The 23,601-nt window shown below is 71.9% G+C and carries 22 protein-coding genes and 1 tRNA gene; 2 read left to right on the forward strand and 21 right to left on the reverse strand.

What is annotated here, in order from left to right; genetic code table 11:
- The first annotated feature begins 22 nt into the window (after positions 1 to 22).
- Both GH747_RS09095 and GH747_RS09100 read left to right on the forward strand, forming a co-directional pair.
- Positions 23 to 1,381: a TrpB-like pyridoxal phosphate-dependent enzyme gene (locus GH747_RS09095; protein ID WP_149769239.1), complete on the forward strand. Its 1,359-nt coding sequence runs from the start codon at positions 23 to 25 to the stop codon at positions 1,379 to 1,381.
- Complete coding sequence (locus tag GH747_RS09100; protein ID WP_149769240.1) at positions 1,378 to 2,178, forward strand: MBL fold metallo-hydrolase; 801 nt, start codon at positions 1,378 to 1,380, stop codon at positions 2,176 to 2,178. The genes GH747_RS09095 and GH747_RS09100 overlap by 4 nt, the downstream gene beginning before the upstream one ends.
- 7 nt (positions 2,179 to 2,185) lie before the next feature.
- Here the strand turns inward: GH747_RS09100 and GH747_RS09105 are convergent, their stop codons facing one another.
- The 21 genes from GH747_RS09105 to GH747_RS09205 all read right to left on the reverse strand — a co-directional run bounded on the left by GH747_RS09105 (position 2,186) and on the right by GH747_RS09205 (position 23,538).
- Positions 2,186 to 3,514 (reverse strand): NAD(P)/FAD-dependent oxidoreductase, encoded by a 1,329-nt coding sequence (locus GH747_RS09105; protein ID WP_149769241.1) that lies wholly within the window; start codon positions 3,512 to 3,514, stop codon positions 2,186 to 2,188.
- A 46-nt stretch (positions 3,515 to 3,560) separates the two neighbouring features.
- On the reverse strand, positions 3,561 to 5,678 hold the full coding sequence (locus tag GH747_RS09110; protein WP_149769242.1) for an ATP-binding protein: 2,118 nt from the start codon (positions 5,676 to 5,678) through the stop codon (positions 3,561 to 3,563).
- 84 nt (positions 5,679 to 5,762) lie between these two features.
- Positions 5,763 to 6,524 carry an MBL fold metallo-hydrolase gene (locus tag GH747_RS09115; RefSeq protein WP_149769243.1) on the reverse strand — a complete coding sequence of 254 codons (762 nt, stop codon included), beginning with the start codon at positions 6,522 to 6,524 and terminating at the stop codon, positions 5,763 to 5,765.
- Positions 6,525 to 6,619: 95 nt separating this feature from the next.
- Positions 6,620 to 6,695, reverse strand: a tRNA-Ala gene (locus tag GH747_RS09120).
- Positions 6,696 to 6,736: 41 nt separating this feature from the next.
- Positions 6,737 to 7,438 (reverse strand): histidine phosphatase family protein, encoded by a 702-nt coding sequence (locus GH747_RS09125; protein WP_149769244.1) that lies wholly within the window; start codon positions 7,436 to 7,438, stop codon positions 6,737 to 6,739.
- Positions 7,435 to 7,893 (reverse strand): ribosome silencing factor, encoded by a 459-nt coding sequence (rsfS, locus tag GH747_RS09130; protein WP_149769245.1) that lies wholly within the window; start codon positions 7,891 to 7,893, stop codon positions 7,435 to 7,437. The genes GH747_RS09125 and rsfS overlap by 4 nt, the downstream gene beginning before the upstream one ends.
- A complete protein-coding gene (gene nadD, locus GH747_RS09135; RefSeq protein WP_194842898.1) occupies positions 7,890 to 8,561 on the reverse strand; it encodes a nicotinate-nucleotide adenylyltransferase in 672 nt (223 codons plus the stop codon). Before nadD ends, rsfS begins: the two co-directional genes overlap by 4 nt.
- Positions 8,561 to 8,719, reverse strand: a complete 159-nt coding sequence (locus tag GH747_RS09140; protein ID WP_153816618.1) for a hypothetical protein — start codon at positions 8,717 to 8,719, stop codon at positions 8,561 to 8,563. The genes nadD and GH747_RS09140 overlap by 1 nt, the downstream gene beginning before the upstream one ends.
- Before the next feature lie 67 nt (positions 8,720 to 8,786).
- Positions 8,787 to 10,046: a glutamate-5-semialdehyde dehydrogenase gene (locus GH747_RS09145; protein WP_149769246.1), complete on the reverse strand. Its 1,260-nt coding sequence runs from the start codon at positions 10,044 to 10,046 to the stop codon at positions 8,787 to 8,789.
- An 18-nt stretch (positions 10,047 to 10,064) separates the two neighbouring features.
- Positions 10,065 to 10,424 (reverse strand): BTB/POZ domain-containing protein, encoded by a 360-nt coding sequence (locus tag GH747_RS09150; RefSeq protein WP_194842899.1) that lies wholly within the window; start codon positions 10,422 to 10,424, stop codon positions 10,065 to 10,067.
- A gap of 242 nt (positions 10,425 to 10,666) precedes the next feature.
- Positions 10,667 to 11,755 carry a glutamate 5-kinase gene (gene proB, locus GH747_RS09155; protein ID WP_149769247.1) on the reverse strand — a complete coding sequence of 363 codons (1,089 nt, stop codon included), beginning with the start codon at positions 11,753 to 11,755 and terminating at the stop codon, positions 10,667 to 10,669.
- Between the two features lie 10 nt (positions 11,756 to 11,765).
- Entirely contained in the window at positions 11,766 to 13,283 is a 1,518-nt protein-coding gene (obgE, locus tag GH747_RS09160; protein ID WP_149769248.1) for a GTPase ObgE, read from the reverse strand.
- Positions 13,284 to 13,470: 187 nt separating this feature from the next.
- On the reverse strand, positions 13,471 to 13,725 hold the full coding sequence (gene rpmA, locus GH747_RS09165; RefSeq protein ID WP_149769249.1) for a 50S ribosomal protein L27: 255 nt from the start codon (positions 13,723 to 13,725) through the stop codon (positions 13,471 to 13,473).
- Positions 13,726 to 13,746: 21 nt separating this feature from the next.
- On the reverse strand, positions 13,747 to 14,058 hold the full coding sequence (gene rplU / locus GH747_RS09170) for a 50S ribosomal protein L21 (RefSeq protein ID WP_149769250.1): 312 nt from the start codon (positions 14,056 to 14,058) through the stop codon (positions 13,747 to 13,749).
- Between the two features lie 160 nt (positions 14,059 to 14,218).
- Positions 14,219 to 17,257 carry an Rne/Rng family ribonuclease gene (locus tag GH747_RS09175; RefSeq protein WP_149769251.1) on the reverse strand — a complete coding sequence of 1,013 codons (3,039 nt, stop codon included), beginning with the start codon at positions 17,255 to 17,257 and terminating at the stop codon, positions 14,219 to 14,221.
- A gap of 194 nt (positions 17,258 to 17,451) precedes the next feature.
- Positions 17,452 to 18,225 (reverse strand): TIGR03936 family radical SAM-associated protein, encoded by a 774-nt coding sequence (locus tag GH747_RS09180; protein ID WP_149769252.1) that lies wholly within the window; start codon positions 18,223 to 18,225, stop codon positions 17,452 to 17,454.
- 58 nt (positions 18,226 to 18,283) lie between these two features.
- Positions 18,284 to 19,216 carry an oligopeptide/dipeptide ABC transporter ATP-binding protein gene (locus GH747_RS09185; RefSeq protein ID WP_149769253.1) on the reverse strand — a complete coding sequence of 311 codons (933 nt, stop codon included), beginning with the start codon at positions 19,214 to 19,216 and terminating at the stop codon, positions 18,284 to 18,286.
- On the reverse strand, positions 19,213 to 20,214 hold the full coding sequence (locus GH747_RS09190) for an ABC transporter ATP-binding protein (RefSeq protein ID WP_163695422.1): 1,002 nt from the start codon (positions 20,212 to 20,214) through the stop codon (positions 19,213 to 19,215). Before GH747_RS09190 ends, GH747_RS09185 begins: the two co-directional genes overlap by 4 nt.
- Complete coding sequence (locus GH747_RS09195; protein WP_149769255.1) at positions 20,211 to 21,068, reverse strand: ABC transporter permease; 858 nt, start codon at positions 21,066 to 21,068, stop codon at positions 20,211 to 20,213. Before GH747_RS09195 ends, GH747_RS09190 begins: the two co-directional genes overlap by 4 nt.
- Positions 21,065 to 22,063 carry an ABC transporter permease gene (locus GH747_RS09200; protein ID WP_228552870.1) on the reverse strand — a complete coding sequence of 333 codons (999 nt, stop codon included), beginning with the start codon at positions 22,061 to 22,063 and terminating at the stop codon, positions 21,065 to 21,067. Before GH747_RS09200 ends, GH747_RS09195 begins: the two co-directional genes overlap by 4 nt.
- A 5-nt stretch (positions 22,064 to 22,068) precedes the next feature.
- Positions 22,069 to 23,538 (reverse strand): ABC transporter substrate-binding protein, encoded by a 1,470-nt coding sequence (locus GH747_RS09205; protein ID WP_163695425.1) that lies wholly within the window; start codon positions 23,536 to 23,538, stop codon positions 22,069 to 22,071.
- Between the last annotated feature and the right edge of the window lie 63 nt (positions 23,539 to 23,601).

The following is a 23,601-nucleotide window of genomic DNA, read 5'->3' on the forward strand; positions in this document are numbered from 1 at the left end:
ATCGCCAAGCCTGGAGGAACGCATGTCCGACGACCGCATCCGGATCACGCTCGACGAGTCGGAGATGCCGACCCACTGGTACAACATCGTCGCGGACCTTCCCACGCCCCCGCCGCCGCCGCTGCATCCCGCGACGCACGAGCCGGTCGGTCCGGACGATCTCGCGCCACTGTTCCCGCCGGAGCTGATCGCGCAGGAGGTGACCACCGACCGCTACGTCGAGATCCCCGAGCCGGTCCGCGAGGTCTACCGCCAGTACCGCCCGTCCCCCCTCGTCCGTGCCGTGCGATGGGAGAAGAAGCTCGGCACGTCAGCACGGATCTACTACAAGTACGAGGGTGTCTCCCCCGCCGGCTCGCACAAGACCAACACGTCGGTCCCGCAGGTCTACTACAACGCGCTCAACGGCGTCACGCGCCTGACGACCGAGACCGGCGCCGGCCAGTGGGGCACCGCGCTCGCGTACGCGTGCTCGCTGTTCGGGCTGGAGTGCGAGGTGTGGCAGGTCGGCGCGTCGTTCGACACCAAGCCGCAGCGCCGCACCCTCATCGAGGTGTTCGGCGGCAAGGTCCACCGCTCGCCGAGCACGCTGACCGAGTTCGGCAAGGCCTTCGACCCCGAGCACCCGGGCTCGCTCGGCATCGCGATAACCGAGGCCGTCGAGCTCGCCGCGCAGGACGACGCGACCAAGTACGCCCTGGGGTCCGTGCTGAACCACGTGCTGCTCCACCAGAGCGTGATCGGCGAGGAGGCGCTGCTCCAGCTCGCGAAGGCGGGCGAGCCGGGCGCCGACGTCGTCATCGGCTGCGCGGGCGGCGGCTCGAACTTCGCCGGGCTCGCCTTCCCGTTCCTCCGCGAGAAGCTCGCCGGTCGCCAGGAGCCGACGATCGTCGCCGTGGAGCCGTCCTCGTGCCCGACGCTCACCCGCGGCGAGTACCGCTACGACTTCGGTGACACCGGCGGGATGACGCCGCTCATGAAGATGTACACCCTCGGCCACGACTTCGTCCCGTCACCGATCCACGCCGGCGGTCTCCGCTACCACGCGATGGCCCCGCTGGTCTCCCACGTCGCACACGAAGGCCTGATCGAGGCCGTCGCCCTGCACCAGAGCGAGTGCTTCGAGTCGGCCGTCGAGTTCGCGCGCACCGAGGGCATCGTTCCTGCTCCCGAGTCGTCGCACGCCCTCGCCCAGGCACGGCGTACGGCGCTCGCCGCGGCCGAGTCCGGCGAGGAGCCCGTCATCGTCATCGGCCTGTCCGGTCACGGCCTGCTCGAGCTGGGGGCGTACGACTCGTTCCTGCACGGCCGCCTCGACGACGACCCCCTGAGCGACGACGCGCTGTCTGCGTCGCTGGCAGCCGTACCCGCGGTGGGATGACGTCGGCGGAGCTCGTCGAGATCGCTCCAGGCGTCCTCGTCGCGACCCACCCGTTCTGCGCCACGACCACCACGGTGGTCGTCGGCGCAGACGGGAGGGAGTGTCTCCTGGTCGATCCGGCCGTCACAGCGGAGGAGATCGACGCGCTCGCCGCTGCGCTCGCCGCGCGTGGACTCACGGTCACGGGCGCGTTCTCGACGCATCCGCACTGGGACCACCTCCTCTGGCGCCCGGCCTTGGGCGACGCTCCGCGCTGGGCGACCGCGGCAGGTGCTCGACGAGCGCTCGAGGTCACCGACGACAACGTGCGCAAGGCTCACGAGGCCCTCGACGGCGTGGACACGAGCGGCATGGCACGCGTGGTGGCGCTCCCGGCCGGCGCGACCGCGCTGCCGTGGTCGGGCCGCGCGTGCCGGGTCGTCGAGCACGCGGCACACGCCCAGGGGCATGCGGCACTGCTCGTCACCGACGCCCGCGTCCTGGTGGCCGGAGACATGCTGTCCGACGTCGAGGTCCCGTTGCTCGACCTGGAGGCCGCCCGCCCGTGGGACGACTACGCCGAGGCGCTCGACCGGTTCGCGGAGATCGCGCTGTCGATCGAGGTGGTGGTCCCGGGCCACGGCACGGTCGGCGACCGCGCGGAGCTGCTCCGTCGCATCGCGGCCGACCGCACCTACCTCGCGGCTCTCCCCCTCGACGAGGAACCCGACGATCCGCGGCTGGCGGGCTCGGCGGACTGGCTCCTCGCCGAGCACGCAGCAGCACGCCAGCGGGTCCGCGCGGACCTCGGCGGCTGAGTGGCTCTCACCCCGCTGCGCCTGGCCGCAGCACGCGTACGGCGACCGGCGGCGCCATCAGGCTCGGCGGCGGATCGACCAGGTTCGTGACCCGGAGGAACGCGCGCGCGACCGCCGGATCCCGCCGTGCGACCCGCTGCAGGCGCCCGACGTACCGACTGACGACACCGTGCCCCCGCGGATGCGTGCCTCGTACCCCGGGGATCTGCAGATCGGTTCCTTGGACGACCGCCCACGCCGTGTCGACGATCGCCGCCGCAGCCTTCGGGTAGGTGGTCCGCACCTCGTCCTCTCCCACGGCCACCGCCCGACCGAGCGCGACAGCCTCCTGCGCGGTCAGGCTCATCCCCTGGCCGAAGGTCGGGTCGACGCTGCAGATCGCGTCCCCCACCGGCGCGTACCCGTACGGCAGGTCGCCGAGCCGCTCGAAGTGGCGCCGACGGCAGTCAGGGAACCGGTACACCAGTGGCTCGTGCAGCGGATCCCGGTCGCGCAGCAGCTCAGCGAGCTCCGGAGCGACCACGAGGTCAGCCAGCTGCCGGAGGCCGTCGGTGTCCAGCGGCGGCGGCACGTCGCCGTACCCGAAGAGCGTGAGCGTCCACGTGCCGTCCTCCTGCCGGATCGCGACGCCGCCCTTCGGCACGTCGGGAGTCGCCGCGCTGACGACGAAGGCGAGCCCGTCGAGGTCGTCGTCACGCGCCTTCACGTGGACCGTGACGTAGCGGATACCGACCTCGATCCGCTCCTCGACCGGCGCGGACGCGCCGATGTCGGGCAGCCACCGTGCCGCGCGCCCCGACCGTCCGGTGGCGTCGATCACGAGGTCCGCCGGGATCGCGTCCTCGCTCCCGTCGCCGTCCCGGTCGCGGACCATGACGCCCGTCACGCGCCCGCCCTCGGCCGCCAGGTGCGCGACGTCAGCCGCCTCGCGGAGCTCGATCTCGGGGAGCTCGGCGACTCGGGCACGGATCGTGTGCTCGAGCAGGGGGCGAGACACCGCGAGCCCTCGGTCGCCGGTCTCGCACTGCGCGATCAGTCCACCGCCCACCCACCACCGGCCGGCCGAGCCGATGTCGGCGCCGGAGACTGCCCCCGCGTCGACCAGCTGGTCGGTGAGCCCGGGGAGCAGCTGCTCCATCGCCGCTCGGCCGGACGAGAGGACGCCGTGGGTGTGCGGCGCCTGCGGTGTCCCCGGCCGCGCGTGCGGCTCGTCGGGCACGTGGTCGCGCTCCAGGACGACGACGCGCTGGGCGTACGGGCGGACGGCAGCCGCGGCGAGCAGGCCGGCCATGCTGCCTCCGGCGACCACGACCGTGTCGAGTGCTGTGGTGGACATGAGTGCCTCCTCGAGCTGGTGGCTCCAGCGTCGAGGCGCGGGCCGCTCACTCTCCAGACGAGTTGCTGCCCATTTCCTGCTCACGACGCTCCGCCGAGTGCGGCAGGACCGGCGGCCCGTGGAGCTCCCAGTCCCACAGGAGCTCCTCGACCCGGTCGATCCCGGTGGACAGGTGCCGGCGGTAGGTGCTGAACGGCAGCCCGAGCATCCCGGCGACCTTCTCCTGCGAGCCCCCCGGACGGAGGTACGTGCGGTCGACGGCCCGGGCGGCGAGCTCCATCCGAGGCGCCTCCGCAAGCATCGACACCGCCTGCTCCGCGCGCTCCGCCAGCACCGTGACTGCCTCGTTCGCCTCGGTCGTCCCAGCCCCGGCGAGCCGCGAGCCGACGAGCGGGTTGCGGCGCAGGCGTGGTGGGTCGTGCAGGTCCTTGAGAAGCTGGCGGACGGCGTCGTGGAAGTCGGCCCGCGCCAGCGCCACCGGAGCCACGACGGACGCCGGGGCCGTGCCCGTGTCGTCGAGCTCGCGGGCTCCGAGCCCCGCCAGCCACGCGACGTACGGGCTCCTGGCGAAGTCGCGCGCCCACACACCGACGTCCGCTCCCCCGACCCGGCAGCACCCCAGACGCTCGAAGCCGATGTACGTCCAGATCGGCGCCCACGCTTCCTCCTGCATGCTCGACACGACGACCCAGCCGAGACCTCCGATGCGCCACGCCCACAGGGAGTGGGCCGCAACCTGGTCCGACACGGGCCCGATCCGACCCGGGACGTCGGTGTCGAGGCCGACCTGGTGGATGACGACCTCGCCGGGCTCGGGAGGCCGGCGCGCGGCGAGCGCCTTCAGCGCCCACGCCGCGACCGGGTCGTGGTCGGGAGCATCGGCGGCCGCGAGATCGAGCCGCGCGGTCAGGCAGACGCCCGTACGGCGGCCGCCGGCGTCCTCGAAGACCGTCCACGCCTCGGGCTGCTCACGCACCCAGTACGCCGCGACGTCCGTGCGTGCCTCCGCCGCGAACGCGTCCACGATCCACGCCGCGTCGGCAGGAGTCGACGGTCGGGCGACGAGCGCACCGAGGTCCTCGAACGCGTACAGGTCCTGCGCCTGAGGATTGCCCCGGTGGAGGTGGAGGAGATCGGCCGCCAGGCGGTCGCGGTCGGCCCCGGACGGCCGGGACATCCGGTCCAGGACGACGTCGCGGATGCGTCCGTGCAGGGCGACGAACGCCTCGCGATCGCGCCATCGGAGGTCGCGGTCCAGCGCGTCCCGAACGACCTCGTGGAGCGTCAGGCCGTCGGGGTGGGACTCCGCGTACGGTCGCTCGCGAACCCACGAGAGCAAGGTGTCCGCGTCCTCGTCCTCGAGGTGGAGGACCTGGCGCAGCATGCTGCGATCGACGCGCCGGGCGTGACCGCAGACGTGGAGCGCCTCACGCTGGAGCGCGGTCACCCCGTCGTCGAGGAACCTCCCCAGCAGGCGCGCCGTCACGTCCGGGTCGTCCAGGAGCGGACTGACCCCGCCCGTCGCCGCACCGGCGTCGTGCTCGTCCGTCGCGATGACCAGGGCGAGCGGGTGCCCCCGGCTGCCGCGTACGAGGGCGGCGACGGTCTCGTCGTCCGTCACGCCGCGCGCACGGACGAGAGCAGCTGCGGCATCGGCGTCGAGGTTGCGAACCGGCACCACGAGGCCGCACGCGGCGAACGCCGGGTCGAGGCGCCACGACTCCGGTGGCGGCCGCCGTCCCGCGACGACCACGTGGGCGTCGACCGGGAGGGAGGGGACGAACGCGCGCCAGAACCACCCGGCGGCGGGCTCCAGCAGCTCGAACCGGTCGATCACGAGCACGGACTCCGCGGCGAACCGAGACGCTGCGCCATCTGCTGGAGTGCTCGCGCCGGCGTCCGCCTGCAGCCACTGCTGGAGCCCACCGGGGCCGGGCTCCAGGTTGGCGCAGTCGACGGTCACGACGGGCCGCCCCGATGCGGCCGCCTCGCCCGCGATCGCGTCGAGCAGCGCCGACTTGCCGACCCCGCCGGGTCCGTGCAGGTACGCGAGCATCCGGCCGTCGTCGTCGAGGAACGCCCGCAGCGTCGCGAGCTCGCGGTCGCGACCGACCAGGGACCTTCGGCGAGCACGGTCGAACAGGGCGCGTGCCGTCCGGGTCACGCCTCATGGTCGCACGGAGCCCGCCCTGACCTGGGGTTCTTGACCGGCGGCCGAGGAGCATCGGCGGCCGGCGGCAGCTGCGGCTCAGTCCAGCGCGACGCGCGCGCCGTGCGGCGCCAGCACCGCGCGAAACGGAGCACCTTCGGCTGCATCGACGAACCGCTGGCCGGGCGTCTCGAAGAGATGCTGGCGGGTGGCCGCGCCGATCCTGCCCATGCCGACAGGCCAGAACGTGCCCCAGTGCACGGGTACGGCCCACCGCGCGCCGACCTGCATGACCAGGTCGGTCGCCTGCACGGGGTCCACGTGGTCGTCACCGAGGGTCGGCCCCCACCCTCCGACGGGCACGAGCGCAAGGTCGACCGGCGCGACGTGCGAGACGTCGGTCCGCGGGCCGGTGTCGCCGGGGAACCAGAAGGACTCGTTCCCCGGGGCGGAGACCCGGAACCCGAGCGGCGGCGAAACCCGGCGCGACCAGCGGTGCCGAGTCGCAGGATGGTCGGCCTCCAGAACCTGCACCTGCAGGCCCGCGATATCGAGGACGTCCCCGGGGAGCACCTCGTGGACGTCGAGGTCGAGGCCCGTCAGCAGGTCGCTGCTCGCACCGGGCACGACGATCGGGGTGCCCGGCCGGATCCGCCGGAGCGACGGCAGGTGGAAGTGGTCGAGATGCAGGTGCGAGATCAGCACGAGGTCCGCGAGGGCGGCCGACGGGCCGGGGGCCGGCGACCTCCTGCTGAGGTGGACGAACCGGTTGACGAGGACCGGGTCGGTGAGCACCCGCACACCGCCGAGCTCCACCGTCGACGTCGAGTGTCCCCACCACGTCACTGAGAGTGTCGTCACGCAAGAACTCTAGGGAAGGCGAGCCTCCTGCACCGGCCTGACGAGGAAAGCACGAAAGGCCGGAACCCCCACAGGGTCCGGCCTTCGGTGTGATCTGGTGGAGCATAGGGGATTCGAACCCCTGACCTCTTCCATGCCATGGAAGCGCGCTACCAACTGCGCCAATGCCCCGCGCGGCGAGCGGCGAACCGCTCATCGAGCCGAGGTCGATCTTAGCGGGTCGACCCCAATGTCCTGAAACCGGGGTCCCCCTCCTCCTGCTCGTCGCCGTCTCCCGAGTCGGCAGCGTCGTCGCTCATCTCCGGGACTGGCAGGTTGCCGGCGTTCCACTCGGTGACCTGCCACCGCGAGAAGCCCTCCTGAAGGACCGCCCAGCAGCTGTTGCTGAAGCCGCCGAAGGAACGCCAGTGCTCCTGCGGCAGGCCGATGAAGGCACAGATCCCGACCCGGATGACGGCTCCGTGAGCGACGACCACGACGGTCTGGTCGCGCTGCATCGACGTCGCGATGTCGCGGAGCGCGTCGCTGAACCGCGCGCCGGCCGCGGCGTGCGTCTCTCCCCCGGGCGAGACGATGTCCTCGCCTCGCTTGAAGCGTGCCTCGAGCTCGGGATAGCGCTCACGGATCTCCTGGTGCGTGAGACCCTCCCGCTCGCCGAAGGCCACCTCCCGGAGTCGCGGGTCGGTCTCGACCGGGAGATCCACGATCCGGGAGAGCGCAGCGGCCGTCGCCGAAGCACGTTGCAGGTCCGAGCTGACGATCCGCGACGGCTCGAGCACCGCGAGGCGCGCCGCCGACTCCGCGGCCTGAGCCCGTCCGGTCGCGTTGAGCAGGGTGTCGGTCTGGCCCTGGAGACGGCCACCGATGTTCCAGTCCGTCTGGCCGTGACGCCAGACGATGATGCGACGGCTCATGCGTCGGCGACGGGAGGCTGACCGGCCAGCGGGACCGCCTCGGGGTCCTCGAGCTCGCGCGACTCACGCGGCGCGGGTGCACGTCCCGCCGCGTCGCCGATCTCCGGGAGCGGGATCGCCGGGCAGTCGCCCCACAGCCGCTCCAGCGCGTAGAACGAGCGGTCGTCGTCGTGCTGCACGTGGACGACGATCTCGGCGTAGTCGAGCAGCACCCAGCGCCCCTCTCGCTCGCCCTCGCGGCGGACGACCTTCGCGCCCAGCTTGAGGAGCTGCTCCTGGACCGCGTCCACGACGGCGCGGACCTGGCGGTCGTTGTTCGCCGAGGCGATGACGAACACGTCGGTGATGACGAGCTGCTCGGAGACGTCGAACGCGAGGATGTTGTGCGCGAGCTTGTCGGCGGCGGCCGCTGCTGCGGCGTGCGTGAGCTCCAGCGCCCTCTCGGATGCGGTCACTGCGGGCCCCCCTTGGGGTGACGGTGTGGTCGGTGCGACGTCGCGGCGACGTCGGCATAGAGGCGGTGCTTGGCGATGTACTGGACGACACCGTCGGGCACGAGGTACCAGACGGGCTCCTGGTTGGCGACGCGTTCCCGGCAGTCGGTCGACGAGATCGCCAGCGCCGGGATCTCGACGATCGCGACACGGTCGGAGGGAAGGCCGTCGAGCGTGTGCATGTCGATGTCGTGCCCCGGGCGCGTACAGCCGACGAACTCGGCCAGCTCGAACATCTCCTCGGCGTTGCGCCAGGTGAGGATCTGGGCGAGCGCGTCGGCGCCGGTGATGAAGTAGAGGTCCACGTCGCCGCCGTAGTGCGCCCGCAGCTCACGCAGGGTGTCCACGGTGTACGTCGGGCCGTCGCGGTCGATGTCCACGCGGCTGACCCAGAAGCGCGGGTTGGACGCGGTCGCGATGACCGTCATCAGGTAGCGGTCCTCCCCCGGCGAGACCTTGCGGTCGGCCTTCTGCCAAGGCTCGCCGGTGGGCACGAAGACGACCTCGTCCAGGTCGTACCAGGCCTGGACCTCCGATGCCGCCACGAGGTGACCATGGTGGATGGGATCGAACGTCCCGCCCATCACCCCCACGCGGGGGCGCCGGCCGACCTCGAGCGGCAGGCTCATCAGGAGTGCTCGCGCCCCTTGCCGAACGCGAAGAGACCGAAGAGGAGGAGGAGGAAGAGGAGAAGGACGGCGCCGCCCACGACGTACGGCGAGAGGGCTTCCTCGTTCTCGGCGCCCTGCGCCACGATCTGGGTCAAGACGGATCCGCTCAAAGACATGGGCACAATCTACCGCCCGGCGCCTGCTCGCACGTGAACGACCCCGGTCCGCCAGGTACGGCTGAGCTCAGCGGATGTGACCGTCGCCCGTGACGACGAACGTCGTGGTGGTCATCTCGGGGAGCCCCATCGGGCCGCGCGCGTGGAGCTTCTGCGTCGAGATGCCGATCTCGGCCCCCATGCCCATCTCACCGCCGTCGGTGAACCGGGTGGACGCGTTGATCATGATCGCGGCCGCGTCGACCGCAGCGGTGAAGCGTTGCGCCGTCGCCAGCGAACCGGTGACGATCGCCTCCGTGTGCCCGGACGAGTACGTGCGGATGTGGGCCACGGCCTCCTCGAAGGAGCCGACGACCCGGGCCGCGATGTCGAGCGAGAGGTACTCGGTGGCGTAGTCCTCGTCCGTGGCAGCCACGACCGCGCTGTCGGTCGCAGCGAACGCCGGATCGCCGTGGATCGTCACGTCACGCTCACGCAGCGCCGCGACGACGCGCGGCAGGAACTCGTCCGCCACCGACTTGTGCACGAGGAGCGACTCGGCTGCGTTGCAGACGCTGGTGCGCTGCGTCTTCGCGTTGACCACGATGTCGAGGGCCATGGCGAGGTCGGCGTCGGCGTCGACGTACACGTGGACGTTGCCCGTGCCGGTCTCGATGACGGGCACCTGCGCTTCGCGGACGACCGTCTGGATCAGACCCGCTCCCCCGCGCGGGATCACGAGGTCGACCAGCCCGCGGGCCTTGAGGAGCGCCGTCGAGCTCGACCGGTCGGACGGGTCGATCGCCTGGATCGCGTCCTCGGGGAGCCCGACCGAGGCGATCGCCGTACGGAGGACCGCCGTGATGGCTTCGTTGGAGCGCGCCGCCGAGCCTGATCCGCGGAGCAGGACCGCGTTGCCGGCCTTGAGGCAGATCGCGGCGGCGTCGGCGGTCACGTTGGGCCGGCCCTCGTAGATCATCCCGATCACACCGATCGGCACGCGCACCTGCCGGAGCTGGAGCCCGTTGGCGAGCGTGGAACCGCGGACGACCTCCCCGACCGGGTCGGCGAGCGCGGCGACGTCGCGGGTGCCCTGAGCCATCGCGGCCACGCGGTCGGCATCGAGGCGCAGACGGTCGATGATGTGCTCGCCCGTCCCGGACTCGCGAGCGGCGGAGACGTCGAGCGCGTTCGCGGCGACGATCTCGTCGGTCCGGGCGATCAGTGCGTCCGCCATCGCCTCGAGCGCGGCGTCCTTCGTGGCACGCGGCACCGCACGCAGGTCGAGCGCAGCAGCGCGTGCGCGGCGGGCGGACTCGTGGACGTGGGACTCGAGATCGTGGCTCACGTCACCAGGATAGTGAGGTCAGAAATGGACCGGAGTCGGCATGACCGACCCGACCCCACGGCTGGCCATCGCGTCGTCGCGCGAACGGTGCTCGTACGTCGCCTGGTCGAGCACCTCGAGCCCGACCACGTCCCAGGGGGGAAGCCCCGCGGAATCGCGGTGCTCGGACCACACCCGCATCGCCATGGCCGCCGCGTCGAGCATCTCCGCGGCCTGCTCCCAGTAGCAGATCTCGGCACGGTCCTCGGCGTAGCGCAGCGAGTGGAGGAACGCGTGCTCGTCCCGCAGACGCAGCATCGCGGCATGGACGACGTCGTCGTCGTGCGGTGTCCCGGCCACGGTGAGGGCAACGTGCCACAACTTGTCCTGCCCGGCCACGGTGCCTCCTTGTCGGTGATCCTCAGCGGCAACCCTAATCGCGCTCGGCGCGGCACGGGAGCGCTTTCGTACTTTCGACCAGAACCTGCGACCTGAGCGCCCCGCACGTCACAGTCCAGCGCGTCAGGGACCCGTCCCCGTGGCCACGATCTTCCGACGCCCGCGGTGTCGCTCAGAGCGTCACGCGCGCTGAGGAACGACGCCGGGCAGGCGAGGACGAGAGGATGCGCAGGTTCTCAGATTCAGCCGAGAAGCACCATGTCGTCGCGGTGGACCAGCTCGCGCTCGTACTCCGCTCCCAGCTCCGCCGCCAGGTCGTGGGTGGACCGACCGATCAGCTTCGGCACCTCGGCGCTGTCGTAGTTGACCAGACCTCGCGCAACCACGACTCCCGCCTCGTCGACGAGATCGACGGGGTCTCCAGCCTCGTACGCGCCTTCGCTCCGCACCACGCCAGCAGGCAGCAGGGACGCGCCGCGTTCGACGATCGCTCGGACCGCACCCCGATCGAGAACGACGCTGCCCTTGCCCGTGGTCGCGTGCGCCAGCCAGAGCAGCCGGGTCGAGCGACGCGGCCCGGTCGGGTGGAAGGTCGTCCCGACGTCCCCGCTCGCGAGCGCGGTGTTCACCTGGTCCGCACTGGTGAGCAGCACCGGGATCCCGGCGCCGGTGGCGATCCGGGCGGCCTCGACCTTGGTGACCATCCCCCCGGTGCCGACCTTCGACGCCGACGGGGTGCCGATGTCGATCCCCTCGAGGTCAGCGTCGCCGTGGACGTGCCGGAGCATCCGCGTGCCCGGCGTCGACGGGTTGCCGTCGTACAGTCCGTCGACGTCGGACAGCAGGATCAGGCGGTCGGCGTGGACGAGGTGGGCGACGAGCGCGGCCAGCCGGTCGTTGTCACCGAAGCGGATCTCGCTGGTCGCCACGGTGTCGTTCTCGTTGACGATCGGCACGACCCCGAGGTCCAGCAGTCGAGCGAGGGTGCGGTACGCGTTGCGGTAGTGGGTCCGCCGGACCACGTCGTCGACGGTGAGCAGGACCTGGCCGACGACGAGGTCGTGGCGGGCGAAGCGCTCCGTGTAGCGCGCGACGAGCAGGCCCTGGCCGACGCTGGCGGCGGCCTGCTGCGTCGCGAGGTCGCGGGGCCGGGTCGGGAGCGACAGCGGGGCAAGCCCGGTCGCGATGGCGCCGGAGCTGACGAGGACGACCTCGTCACCGCGATCGCGCGCCCCGGCGAGCGCGTCCACGAGCCCGTGCAGGCGTGACAGGTCGAGCCCACCCAGGGTGGAGCTCAGCGACGACGAGCCCACCTTGACGACGATCCTCACCGGCGTGCCCCTACTCGTCCTCGTCGCCGTCCTCGTCGGACAGGATCTCGTCGGTCCACAGCGAGTCGGGCGCGACGCGGCCGGTGGTCCGGGCCTCGCGCGCGGTCCGCTCGAACTCGCGCTTGCTGGCGAGATCCTCACGGCGCTGCTTGTTGGTACGGCGGTGGTTCTCGATCAGGCGGTCGTCCTCGCCGCGCCGCGAGCCGAGAAGCTCTGCGCCGGTCTGGATCTGCGGGTCGAAGTCGAAGACGACCGCGTCGTCCACGCTGCCGATCACGACGTCGTCGCCGGCCTGCGCGCCCATCGCGGCGAGCTTGGCCTCGACCCCGAGCCGGTTGAGGCGGTCCGCCAGGAAGCCCACGGCCTCGTCGTTGGTGAAGTCGGTCTGGCGGACCCAGCGCTCCGGCTTCTCACCGCGTACGAGCCACTGGCCGCCCGAGTGCGTGACCGTGAAGTCGTCCTGACCGTCGGCCGAGCGGGGCCGCAGGACGATCCTCGTCGTCGGCGCGGGAGCCGCCTTCTTGCGTGACGACGCGACGACCTCGGCCATGGCGAAGGACAGCTCGCGCAGGCCCTCGTGGGAGGCGGCGGAGATCTCGTACACCTCGAGGCCGCGCTCCTCCAGCTCGCCGCGGACGAACTCGGCGATCGTCTTGGCGTCGGGCACGTCGACCTTGTTGAGCGCGACCAGGCGCGGCCGGTCCTCGAGACCGCCGTACGCCGCCAGCTCGGTCTCGATCACGTCGAGATCAGTCAAGGGATCACGACCGGGCTCGATCGTGGCGCAGTCGATGACGTGGACGAGCGCCGCGCAGCGCTCGACGTGCCGGAGGAAGTCGTGCCCGAGACCGCGACCCTCCGCGGCGCCCTCGATGAGGCCCGGAACGTCGGCGACCGTGTAGGTGGTGTCGCCAGCGACGACGACACCGAGGTTCGGGACGAGCGTCGTGAACGGGTAGTCGGCGATCTTCGGACGGGCACGCGACAGCGACGCGATCAGGCTCGACTTGCCGGCGCTGGGGAAGCCGACGAGGCCGATGTCGGCGACGACCTTGAGCTCGAGGGTGATCGTGAGCTCGTCGCCCGGCTCGCCCTTGAGGGCGAACCCCGGCGCCTTGCGCTTGCTCGAGGCGAGCGCGGCGTTGCCGAGCCCACCGCGGCCGCCGGACGCGACCACGAGCTCCGTGCCGGGGCCGACGAGATCGGCGAGCAGCTCGCCGTCGCGGCTGCGGACCACGGTGCCTTCGGGCACCGGGAGGACGAGGTCCTCGCCCTGGGCGCCGCTGCGGTTGTCGCCGCTGCCGTGGTGGCCCTTGCCGCCGCGGCGGTGGGGCTCGTGGTAGTAGTCGACCAGCGTCGTGACCTCGGGCGCGACCCGCAGGATCACGTCGCCGCCGTGGCCGCCGTTGCCGCCGTCCGGGCCGCCGAGCGGCTTGAACTTCTCGCGGTGGACCGAGGCGATGCCGTTGCCGCCGTCGCCACCCTTGACGTGCAGGGTCACCTTGTCGACGAACGTCGGGACTGCCATCCGTGCCACCTCTTCGTTGCTACGCCGCGCTCACCGCCGCAGGAGCGGCTCCGTACGACGCGCGCGGGCGACGTCGTACGCGGTGCTGTGTCAGGGACGGGCGGGCTCAAGGCCATCCTGTCCGCAACTGCGACGAGGGGCGAGTCCGCCACCGCGGACCCGCCCCTCGTCGTCGAAGTCCGTCAGATCACTCCGCCGGGACGATGTTGACCACACGACGGCCACGACGCGTGCCGAACTCGACCGCACCTGCGGAGAGAGCGAACAGCGTGTCGTCGCCACCGCGGCCGACGTTGGTGCCCGGGTGGAAGTGCGTGCCGCGCTGGCGGACGATGATCTCGCCTGCGCTGACCTGCTGGCCGCCGAAGCGCTTCACGCCGAGGCGCTGAGAGTTGGAGTCACGGCCGTTCTTGGTAGAAGCGGCGCCCTTCTTGTGTGCCATGTGCTCAAGCCTACTTTCGCGTCACTTCGAGATGCCGGTGATCTTGACCTGGGTGTAGTGCTGGCGGTGACCCTGGCGCTTCTTGTAACCGGTCTTGTTCTTGTACTTCTGGATGATGATCTTCGGACCCTTGGTGGCGCCGAGGACCTCGGCGGTCACCGAGACCTTGGCGAGCGAATCGGCGTCCGAGGTCACCGCGTCGCCGTCGACGAGCAGCACGGCGGGGAGCTCGAGCGACTCGCCGACGGTGGTCTTCTTGAGCTTGTCGATCTCGATGACGTCGCCGACCGCGACCTTCTGCTGCTGGCCGCCACTGCGCACGATCGCGTACACCGCCGACTCACATCCTCACTCGTTGCTGCTCCGCTGTCGGAGCTTGGGCTTTCCAAACTGGGCTTTTCACAAACTAAGAACTGGGTGGTGCATCGCCGGGCGCTAGGCCACGGCTCGGGCACACAGACCGGCACGCACACAGGCGCGCCGACTCACTAGTCTACGGAGTCTCCCCGTCACCGGTCAAAACGGGGTCGGGGTCTCCTGCATCCAGCGTACCGGGGGCCTCCACACCAGCGGTGCCCTCCGCCTGCGCGGGGGCCTCAGCCGGCGCGCTCGGGGCGTCCGCTTGATCGGTCGGGGCCGAGCCGCTCCGGCGACGACGCCGCTTGCGCGGGCCGGCGGGCTCGGACGACTCGTCGGCCGAGGCTTCGGTCGCCGCGGGCTCAGCAGAGCTGTCAGGAGCCTCGTCGACCTCCGCGACGACTGCCTCCGACGAGACCGTCTCGACGGTCTCCTCGGGTGCAGGAGCGGCGTCCTCGACCGCGTCGACGCGGTCTGCGGGCACGGGCGCCGGGTCCTTGGGCTCGGCGTCCTTCGGCTCGTTCTTGGCCTTCTGGCCGCGGCCGCCCTTGGCGTCGTTCTGCGACTTGCCGGACCGCTGGTTGTCGCCCGACTTCTGACCGTCGCCCGACTTCTGGTTGTCGCCGCCTCGTCCGCCGCGACCGCCGCGTCCGCGACGGCTCTCCTCGGCCTGCTTCTTCGGCTCGACCGGGTGCTCGTGCAGGATCAGGCCGCGGCCGTGACAGTGCTCACAGGGCTCGCTGAACGCCTCGAGCAGGCCGGTGCCGATCCGCTTGCGCGTCATCTGCACGAGCCCGAGCGAGGTGACCTCTGCCACCTGGTGGCGCGTACGGTCGCGGCCGAGGCACTCGACCATGCGACGCAGCACCAGGTCGCGGTTGCTCTCGAGCACCATGTCGATGAAGTCCACGACGATGATGCCGCCGATGTCGCGCAGACGGAGCTGGCGGACGATCTCCTCGGCGGCCTCGAGATTGTTCTTGGTGACCGTCTCCTCGAGGTTGCCGCCCGACCCGGTGAACTTGCCGGTGTTGACGTCGACCACCGTCATCGCCTCGGTGCGGTCGATGATCAGCGAGCCGCCGGACGGGAGCCAGACCTTGCGGTCGAGCGCCTTCGCGATCTGCTCGTCGATACGGTGAGCCGAGAAGACGTCGCCCGACGCCGATCCGCTCCAGGTCTCGACCCGGTCCTTCAGGTCCGGCGCGACGTGGCTGACGTAGCCCTCGATCATGTCGGCTGCGTCGGAGCCCTCGACGACCAGGCGGGAGAAGTCCTCGTTGAAGAGGTCGCGGACGACCTTGATGGTCAGGTCCGGCTCGCCGTACAGCAGCTGAGGCGCGTTGCCGCTGGAGGTGGACTTCTTCTCGATGTCCTTCCAGCGTGCGTCGAGCGCCTCGACGTCGCGGGTCAGCTGATCCTCCGTGGCACCCTCTGCTGCGGTGCGGATGATCACGCCGGCGTCCTCGGGGAGGATGCCCTTCAGCAGCGACTTCAGACGGTTGCGCTCGGTGTCGGGCAGCTTCCGGGAGATGCCGCTGGTCTGGCCGTCCGGGACGTACACGAGGAAGCGGCCGGGAAGACTGATCTGGCTGGTCAGGCGTGCGCCCTTGTGCCCCACCGGGTCCTTCGTCACCTGGACGAGGACGGCCTGGCCGGACTTCAGGACCTCTTCGATCTTGCGCGGCTTGCCGTCGCCCAGCTTGCGCCAGTCGACCTCGCCCGCGTACAGGACGGCGTTGCGCCCCTTGCCGATGTCGACGAACGCCGCCTCCATCGACGGGAGGACGTTCTGGACCCGGCCGAGGTAGACGTTGCCGATCATCGACGACTGCGAGTCACGCGCGACGTAGTGCTCGACCAGGACGTCGTCCTCGAGCACGGCGATCTGCGTGAGGTCCTCGCGCTGGCGGATGACCATCTCGCGCTTCACCGACTCACGGCGCGCCAGGAACTCGGCCTCGGAGACGATGGGGGTACGGCGGCGGCCGGCCTCGCGGCCCTCGCGGCGGCGCTGCTTCTTGGCCTCGAGCCGTGTCGATCCGGAGACGCTGGTGATCTCGTCCTCGGCGCTGCGGCGCTCGCGGACCCGGACGACCGTGTTCTCGGGGTCGTCTGCGGCCGAGTCGTTGTCCTCGCCACGCCGGCGACGACGGCGGCGGCGGCGGCTCGAACCGCTGCTCGACTCGTCGCCCGCGTCCGCGGCGTCGTCCTCGGCCGACTCGTCGTCGGTGTCGGGCGTGTCGGTGCTCGCGGGTCGGTCCTCGCCGTCCTCGTCGTCGGACTCCGCGTCGGGATCGAGGTTCTCGGCGTCCGTGGTGCCGGGGCGACGGCGGCGGCGTCCGCCGCGGCGGCGGCGCCGACGACCCGGCGTGGTGCCGTCGGCGTCGTCGGACCCGTTGTCCTCGTCGTCCGCGTCAGAGTCGACGTCGGCCTCGCTGTCGACCCGGTCGTCCGCGTCGCGGCGACCGCGTGCACGGCGGTCGTCGTCGGAAGGCCAGTCGGCGTCGTCCGCGACAACCTCGGCGTCCGCACGGCGGCGGCGTGGTGCGACGGTCGGCTCGGGGGCCTGGAAGAGCGGCGCGACGAACGGCGAGCGCGCGACCGAGGCCCTGGTGTCCGGGGCGGCGATCTCGTCGGTCTCGTCTTCGAGGTCGTCATCGAGCTCGGCGTCGCCGTCAACCTCGGGATCGACCACTGCGGCGTCCTCGACGGCGGCGTCCTCGACAAGGGCGTCCTCGACCGGCGCTTCGTCGACGGGGGCCGGCGCTTCCTCGGCCGCGACCTCCGTCGCGGCAGGCGCCGGGGCGGCCGGGCCAGCGGACCGGGACGCGGTCTTGCGCGTCCGGGTGGAGCGGGTGACCGTCGGTGCGGCGACCGCGGGCGCGTCAGCAGCCGGGGCTTCGGCGGCGGGCGCCTCAGCAGCCGGCGCCTGCGTCGAAGCCTGCTCAGCCTCGTCGGCGGACTCCGCCGGGGCGGCAGCCTTGCGCTTGCGGGTCGCCTTCACGGGCTTCGCGGGGGCGCTTGCCTCGGAGAAGACCGCAGCCGCCGGAGGCGGGCCTGCGGGACGTGATGCCGTACGCCGGCGACGCGTCACCGCGACGACCGGCTCGTTGCCCTCGTGCTCCCCGGCGTCGTCCGATGCGGGGTTGGGCGGGTTCTGTTCGTCGAGCATGGTGCTCCTTCGGCCCCGCGGGCAGCCACTGCTGCGCGCGAGGCGATGTCGTCGCCGCGTGCAACGGGGTCGCACTGCGGACGCAAGCCTGCGGTCGGCCCGGGATCCCGGGCTACGGCGACGCTCCCCATGTCTGTCGGCCTGTCACGAGCGCTCCATCCGCCGCCGCGGTCGCCGCCGCAGGCATCGTGTGCCTACGACGCGTCGCGGTCGGGCGCGAACGGATCGCCGACCGTGCCGGACAGCGCATCAAGGGGACCCTGCGCGCGTCGGGTGGCCACGGGGACCGCCGACGGCGCGAGACCCGCGATGGCGCGGAGCCCGGCGAGAACATCGTCGGGTCGTACGGACGGGGTGCCGTGTCGTACGACCAGGTCCAGTATCGCACACCCACCCTCAGCATCCGGCGACGTGCGGGCGGCGAGGCGTACGACGGCCGCCCGGCTGTCGAACGTGCGGAGGCCCTTCTTGGTCATCCGCTCGACCAGCACCTCGGGCGCGGCGAGGAACGCGTCGACCGCGGAGGAGGCCTCCTCGAGGGACACGCCAGGCAGCTCCAGCGACCAGGAGCTCGCCTCCAGACGGTCCGCCAGCGACCCGGTGCCCTCCTTGACGGCAACGACCTCGATGACGTCGATGCCCGGCGGCAGAGCGGTGTCGAGGGCCGCGCCGACCTCGCTCGGCTCCAGGGCGCGGATCAGCCCGATCTCGAGGTACTCGGCTTCGCTGGCGGCTCCGGTCGGGGACGCGCCGGCGTACGAGATCTTCGGGTGCGGCGTGAATCCGGACGAGTGCGCGATCGGGACGCCCGCGCGGCGCACGGCGCGCTCGAAGGCGCGGCCGAAGTCGCGGTGGCTCGTGAAGCGCAGGCGTCCCCGCTTCGCGTACCGGATGCGCAGCTTCTGGACGGTCGGGAGCTGCGGGTTGGGCGCCTCGGGGTTGGCCGGGGAGCGGTCGGGGCTCGTCACGCTTCGAGCGTACCCAAGCGCCGGGACGCGACGACGATGGAGCGCTCCTGGGCGCCGGTCACGAGGCGTGGTGGCAACGCACGGCCACGTCGCCGAGCTCACGACGCGGCGGTGCGACGTCGAGGCAGACCTGCGTGGCGAACGCGCACCGCGTCGCGAACGCACACCCCGTACGACGCTCGGTCGGGCTCGCGGGGTCCCCGACGACGCGTGGGCGCTCCCCGCGCTCCCCCGGCACGAAGGCAGGGACGGACGCGATAAGCATCTGCGTGTACGGGTGGCGCGGCGTCGTCACGACGTCGCCCGCCGGACCCTCCTCGACGATCTGCCCGAGGTACATCACGCCGATCCGGTCCGCGACGCTGCTGACGACGGCGAGGTCGTGGGCGATGAGGAGATAGGCGAGACCGTGCTCGGCCTGGAGGTCGGCGAGAAGGTTGAGGACCTGTGCCTGCACCGAGACGTCCAGCGACGCGACCGGCTCGTCGAGCACGAGGAGCTTCGGCTCGAGCGCGAGCGCCCGCGCGATCACGACGCGCTGTCGCTGACCGCCGCTCAGCTCGCGCGGGTAGCGACGGCCCATCGAGCGGTCGAGGCCCACGTCGTCCAGCAGGTCGGCCACCGAGCGCGAGCCCGTACGGCGTCGGATCCGCAGCGGCTCGCTCACGGCCTCCTCGACGGTCAGGCGCGGCGACAGGGCCGCAGCCGGGTCCTGGAACACGAACTGGGTGTGGTCGCGCACCGCCCGCACCGCGGACCTGCGCTGTTGCGAGACCGTCTGCCCTGACCAGCTGACCTGCCCGGCGTCGGGCGCGGTGAGCATGGCGGCCATCCGGGCGAGCGTGGACTTGCCGCACCCGCTCTCCCCGACGAGGGCGTACGTCTCCCCCGCCGCGATGGTGAGGCTCACGTCGTCGACGGCGGTCAACCGGGCACCGCCGGCGATGTCGTACCCCTTCGCGAGCCCTTCCAGCGCGATGACGGGACTCATGCGGCGCCCTCCTCGGCCCTCGACGTGGCGGTGGTCTCCCCGCTCCCGGGGTGCCAGCAGCGCGACCATCCCTGGTCGCTGGTTCGGATCGGCGGAGCCTCGCCGCACGCGCCGGTCGCGACGGGGCACCGCGGCGCGAACGCGCATCCCGCTGGCCAGGACCCCGGCAGCGGGGGCCGACCGACCATCGCGCCCAGGCGCCGCCGCCCGGCAGCGAGCACCGGCCGGCTCGCGAGGAGCCCGCGCGTGTAGGGGTGCTGCGGGTCCTGGAACACCGACGCCACCGGTCCCTCCTCGACGATCTGACCGGCGTACATGACGGCCACCCGATCGGCCACCTCGGCCACGAGGCCGAGGTCGTGCGTCACGATCAGTGCCGAGCGCGCCTCGTCGCGTGTCGCCGACCGGATCACGTCGAGGACCTGGGCCTGGACCGTCACGTCCAGCGCCGTCGTCGGCTCGTCGGCCACCAGGAGCGCAGGGTCGTTCGCGAGGGCCATGGCGATGGCGACCCGCTGCCGCAGCCCTCCGGAGAGCTCGTGCGGGTAGGCGCGTGCGCGCTGCTCAGGAGCGGGGACCCCGACCTTGGCGAGCAGCTCGACGACGCGGGCATGGTGGGACCTGCGGCGCCCCCCGTGGTGGAGCATGACCGCCTCGGCGATCTGGTCGCCGATCCGCTGCAGCGGGTTGAGGGAGCTCAGCGGGTCCTGGAACACCGTGCCGACCACACCTCCGCGAACACGCATCAGCGTGCGCTCGTCGGCGCCCACGAGCTCGATCCCCTGGGCGCGGACGGAGCCACCGGTGATCCGGACGCCGCGCCCGGCCAGGCCGAGGGAGGCCATGCAGGTGACGGTCTTGCCCGAGCCCGACTCACCGACGAGCCCGACGACGCTCGCTGCCGCGACCGTGAGACTCACCCCGCGGACGAGCACCAGCGGGTCGTCCGGATCGCCCGCCTCGACCCACAGGTCGTCGATCTCCAGTGCCGCGGTCACGGGACCACCTCCTTGTCGATCACGTCGGCGCCGGCGTTCCAGCGGCCCCGCAGCGCGTTGCCGAGCGCGTTCGCGCAGATCACCGTGACGACGATCATCAGGGCGGGCCAGGCGACGATCCACCACGCCGTCTGGAGGTACGGGGTGCCGTCGGCGATGATGTTGCCCCACGACGCCGTCGGCGGCTTCACGCCGAGGCCGAGGAACGACAGCGCGCCTTCGATGACCACCAGCGCGCCCACCGTGAAGGACCACACGACGAGGTTCGCGGGGAGCACCTGCGGCAGGACGTGCCGGCGTACGAGGTAGAGGTCCGAGGCGCCCGCACCAGCGGCGGCCACGACGTAGTCCTCGCTCCGCACGCGCAGCGCGATCGTCCGGGTGACCCGCGTCGGCAGGACCCAGCCGCCGAGGGTCAGCAGCACTATCAGGACCGGGATGTCCGAGCCCACGACGGCGACGGCGGCGAGCGCGATCACGAGGAACGGGAAGGCCAGCCAGATGTCGGCACCCGCCATGATCACGCGGTCGCACCAGCCGCCCCAGTACCCGGCGACGAGGCCGAGCACCATCCCGACCAGCACGGCGCCGGTCGCCGCGCCGAACCCGACCTGGAGCGAGACCTGGCCGCCCTCCAGGGTCCGGGTCAGCATGTCCCGGCCGAACGCGTCGGTGCCGAGCGGCCGCCCGTCGATCGCACCGGGCAGCCAGGCCGGCGGCGCGAGGCGCTCCCCGAGGGCCTGCTGCCCGGCCTCGGGGCCGAGAAGCATCGGGCCGACGAAGCAGGCCACGATCGTGAGGACGAGGACGCCGAGCGGCACCCACAGGCGCAGGTCGATCCCGCGGCGCCTCATGCGCGGGCCCGAGCGATACGGGGGTCGAGCGCACGGAGCAGGCCGTCGCCGACCACGTTGACCACCACCACGAACACTCCGATCACGAAGACGCAGGCCTGGACCACCGGGTAGTCCCGCGCGAAGATCGCGTCCACGAGCTCCTTGCCGATCCCGTCGTAGGCGAACAGCACCTCGACGACGACGGCCCCGGAGATCAGGTACGAGATCTCGACGACGAGAGCGGCCGCCACCGCGGGGAACGCGTTCGGCAGCGCATGGCGCCACAGGACCCGTCGGGTCGATGCCCCCTTGGCGGCGGCCGTACGGAGGAAGTCCTGGTCCTCGACCTGCTCGAGCTCGGCGGCGACCATCCGCGCGGTGCGCGCGATCGCGAACGTCGCGAGCGCCAGCGTCGGCATCACGAGCGTGGCTGCCGTCCCCGAGCCGAACGCCGGCAGCCAGCCCAGGCGTACGGCGAAGAGGTAGATCAGCAGGATGCCGAGCACGAAGGTCGGGACCGCCTGCGCGAGCGTCATCGAGGTGCCGACGACCGCCCGGGTCACGCGGCCGCCACGGTCGAGCAGCACACCGCACGGGATGCCGACGGCGACCGAGACGAGCATCGTCGTGACCAGCAGGACCAGCGTCGCCGGCAGCGCGCCCAGCGCCGTGCCGAGCGCGGACTCGCCAGAGAAGACGGACGTGCCGAAGTCGAGGCGTACGACGTCGCCGAGGAACGCGGCGTACTGCGCGAGGAGCGGCTCGTCGAGCCCCAGCCCCGCGCGTACGGCCTCGAGCTGCTGCGGCGTCGCCGACGGGCCGGCGAGGACGCCCGCCGGGTCGCCGCTGAGGCGGACCAGGAAGAAGAGGAGCGTCAGCAGGCCCAGCAGCGTCAGCAGCAGGCGTACGGTCATCGCCCCGAGCCGGCGGGCGCGACGTCCACGACGCCCCCGCCCGGCCGAGGGCGGTGCGGTGGCGCCGGGGTCGACCGACGCCACCACACCCTCAGTCATCTCGGTCACTCACTGACGGTGATCGCCTCGGCTCGCACCAGGCTGTCACCCGACAGCGGCAGGTCCGAGATCCGCGGCGCCACGGTGTAGAGGTTGTCGGTCCACGCCAGGAACAGGACGCCGGCCTCATCGTTGAGGATCTTCGCCATCTGCTTGATCTGGGCCTCGCGCTTCGCCTCGTCGAGCTCGCCGGACTGCGAGGCGTACAGGTCCTGGTACTCGTTGACCGGGATGTGCGCCTGCTGGCCGGGCGCGGTCGGCCCGAAACGGCTGACCGACGTGATGTCGCGCAGGTCGTAGTAGTCGGTCTGCCAGTAGAGCAGCGGGTACTCGGACTTCATGAGGAGCGTCGGGATGAACGCTGAGAGGTCCTGCACCACGACCTCGCTCTTGAACCCGATCGCGTTGAGGTATCCGGCGACGGCCTCCGCCGGCGCCTTGAAGAGTGCCGTGGTGGCGATCGGGAGCTCGAGCCCCTCGACCCCCGCCTCGGACACGAGCGACTTCGCGCGGTCCAGGTCGAACTCGTACGACGGGAGGGAGTCGTCGTATCCGAGGTAGCCCTTCTGGAGCAGCTGGCTGCCGTTCGGGGTGCCGAACCCGCCGAGCACCGCGTCGACGAACTCCTCACGGTTGACGGCGAGGTTGATCGCCTCGCGGACGCGGACGTCGGCCAGCGCGGGCTCGACGTCGGCGATGAGGCTCGTGATGGCCGACGAACCGGCCGGCTTGTGCACGTTCGTGAAGCCGCTGCCCTCGAGCTGGGTCGCGACGTCGGCGGGCAGTCCGTACGCGACGTCGACCTCGCCGGTGCGCAGGGCGCTCGACAGCGTCGCCGGGTTGGGGATCGCCTGGATCGTCAGGTCCTTGACCGAGTCGGTCGCGCGCCACGAGTCGTCGAAGCGCGTGAGCTCGATCGACGTGCCTGCCTCGTAGCCGGTGACCTGGAAGGGCCCCGTGCCGGCGGGTCGGTCGGCGTCGAAGGTCGCCGGATCGACGATGTCGAGCAGGGTCATGCGGTTGAGCAGGATGGCGTCGGGCGTGGAGGTGACGACGCGGACCACCTCGGGCGAGACCTCGGACGCCTCCTTCACGGTGGCGATGCGGCCGGCCACGGTCGCGTACGCGGGGTCGCCGGAGAGGACACGCTCGACGTTCGCGACGACGGCAGCCGCGTCGAGGGCGGCACCGCTGGAGAACGTCACGTCCTTGCGCAGGGTGAAGTCGACGGTCGTGTCGTCGACGCGCTCCCACTCGGTCGCGAGGCTGGCGGCGATCTCACCGTCCTCGTCGAAGGTCACGAGCTGGTCGAAGACCTGCTTCGTGTAGGTGCGGCCCACCGACGACAGCGCCGCCGCCGGGTCGAGGCTGTTGCTGATGGCCGTGCTGCCGATCGTCACCGACGCGTCGTCGACGCTCTTGGCGTCAGCGTCGCCGTCGCCCCCGCCGCACGCCGTCAGCGTGAGCGCCAGCACCGCGACCCCGACCGCTCCCGCTCGCGCGCCGCGTCGTGCCCTGCCATCCGAACTCGAGGCGTT

Source organism: Mumia xiangluensis, from assembly GCF_010994095.1.
In the GTDB taxonomy this organism is placed as follows: domain Bacteria; phylum Actinomycetota; class Actinomycetes; order Propionibacteriales; family Nocardioidaceae; genus Mumia; species Mumia xiangluensis.